This window comes from Rhizobium sp. ZW T2_16, assembly GCF_044987325.1.
GTDB lineage: Bacteria > Pseudomonadota > Alphaproteobacteria > Rhizobiales > Rhizobiaceae > Neorhizobium > Neorhizobium cellulosilyticum.
The window spans coordinates 1-1,764 of record NZ_JBJDRG010000056.1; the positions used below are offsets into that span (position 1 = coordinate 1).

The following is a 1,764-nucleotide window of genomic DNA, read 5'->3' on the forward strand; positions in this document are numbered from 1 at the left end:
TCGCGCTGCCTGAGCATACAAACCACAGCGATCTCGGCTCACGACCTTGATTGTCGGACGCTCTTGCAACCAAGATCTTGCGCTCTCGACGCTGCGGTCTTCCAAAACATCGACAACCGAATGACGCTGAACAGCGACATCTTTGAGAAACGAATTCACAGAGCCATCACTAAGGACTATATTATCTTCGCGAAAATAGTATAGCTTGCGCCCAGATATGGGCTTCCCGCGGCCGGGTGCGCGCAAGCCTCACTATACTAGAATTGCATAAATGATATAAAGGCAGCACCGTGAAACAAATCGACATGGTCTTCCGCACTATGATCGCGGAGCTTCAACAAAGAGCGTTCGACGACGCCTGGTCCGAGGATTTCCCACCAGTTGGTCGTTTCGTCTCCGTCAAAGTCGACGATCGCAAATACTGGTATTTCGATCAACCAAATGGTGAGGGCGGGCAAAAAAGAAAGTACGTAGGTCCCGCCGATGATCCCGACATCTCGGCGCGGGTTGAAGACTTTAAAAGAGAGAAAGCCGACTACAAGGGCCGCCGAAAGATCGTGTCCGTTTTGACACGAGATGCGGGTTTGATCGCTCCGGATCCCTTCACTGGTGATGTCGTTGAGGTGCTCGCTAAAGCCGGCCTATTCCGACTGCGAGGTATCCTCGTTGGAACAGTCGCGTTCCAGTGCTATTCATCCTATCTGGGTGTCCGTCTACCAATGGCCTCAGTCCTTACCGGCGATGCTGACATTGCCCAGGATTATGCGATCTCCGCGGAAGTCTCGGACACGCTCCCCCCAATCCTTAGCCTCCTGCAAGATCTCGATCCCTCATTTCGAGCCGTCCCCCACATCTCTGGTTCGCCGCGATCAAATGCTTTCCGAAACCTGGCCGGCTATCGCGTCGAGTTTCTAACGACAAACAGAGGGAGCGAGGAATATGCCGACGAGCCGGCAAAAATGCCCGCCCTCGGGGGCGCCGCGGCGGAACCTTTGAGATTCATGGATTTCCTGATCCGTGATCCGGTACGCTCAGTCCTTTTATACGGTCCCGGCATCACGGTCGTTGTCCCATCGCCCGAGCGATATGCCGTGCATAAAATGATTATTGCAGGTCGGCGCCAAAATGATGCTGGTGGCGAAGCAAAGCGCCAGAAAGACATCAAGCAGGCTGAGCTTTTGCTGCTTGGTATGCGACAATTCTACAGGCGGGACCTCATCGCGACGGCATTCGGTGAAGCCTGGGGGCGGGGTCCGTCATGGCAGGCGGCAATCATCGAAGGCATGGGCATGATGACGGAAGAAGCACAGCTTGTAACCCAGTTCAATCTGAAGCACGGGCGGGAAATGTTAGCTTCGCCAGAAGCCAGGGAACGCTATGGCCTCGGGCATGATGAGGATTGACCTTAAACCAAGCCAGCAAGACCGCTGGCTTCTTCGTTTCAAGTGAAGCCGGACATCGGCTGCTGGGGGTCGGGGACCGCGCAGGTACCCGTCGCATGGCCAACCGACACTACCAAGCTTTCCGCTATTAGAAATCCTCCCTTCAGCCCGCATGTCTCATAAGCGGGCGATGTCACTTTAACTTGAATTCGGATGCGTGGGAGACTTCTGCCTTGAGGATCGATCTCAGGCCACGGCTTCGGCTGCAACTTTCCACTCTGCGATCGCCTGGATACGGTGAACGCGGTTTTGGAATGCGGAGCGTTGCGAAAGGGTTTGGACGAAGTGGTTACGAACGGCGGAGAAGACAGACACGAAGCGC

1 protein-coding gene is annotated in these 1,764 nt (G+C 55.0%); it reads left to right on the plus strand.

The window, feature by feature from the left end; translation table 11 throughout:
• Window positions 1-290 precede the first annotated feature (290 nt).
• Window positions 291-1,403 (plus strand): GSU2403 family nucleotidyltransferase fold protein, encoded by a 1,113-nt coding sequence (locus ACI3K0_RS30660; protein WP_148147929.1) that lies wholly within the window; start codon window positions 291-293, stop codon window positions 1,401-1,403.
• The last annotated feature ends 361 nt before the right edge of the window (window positions 1,404-1,764 follow it).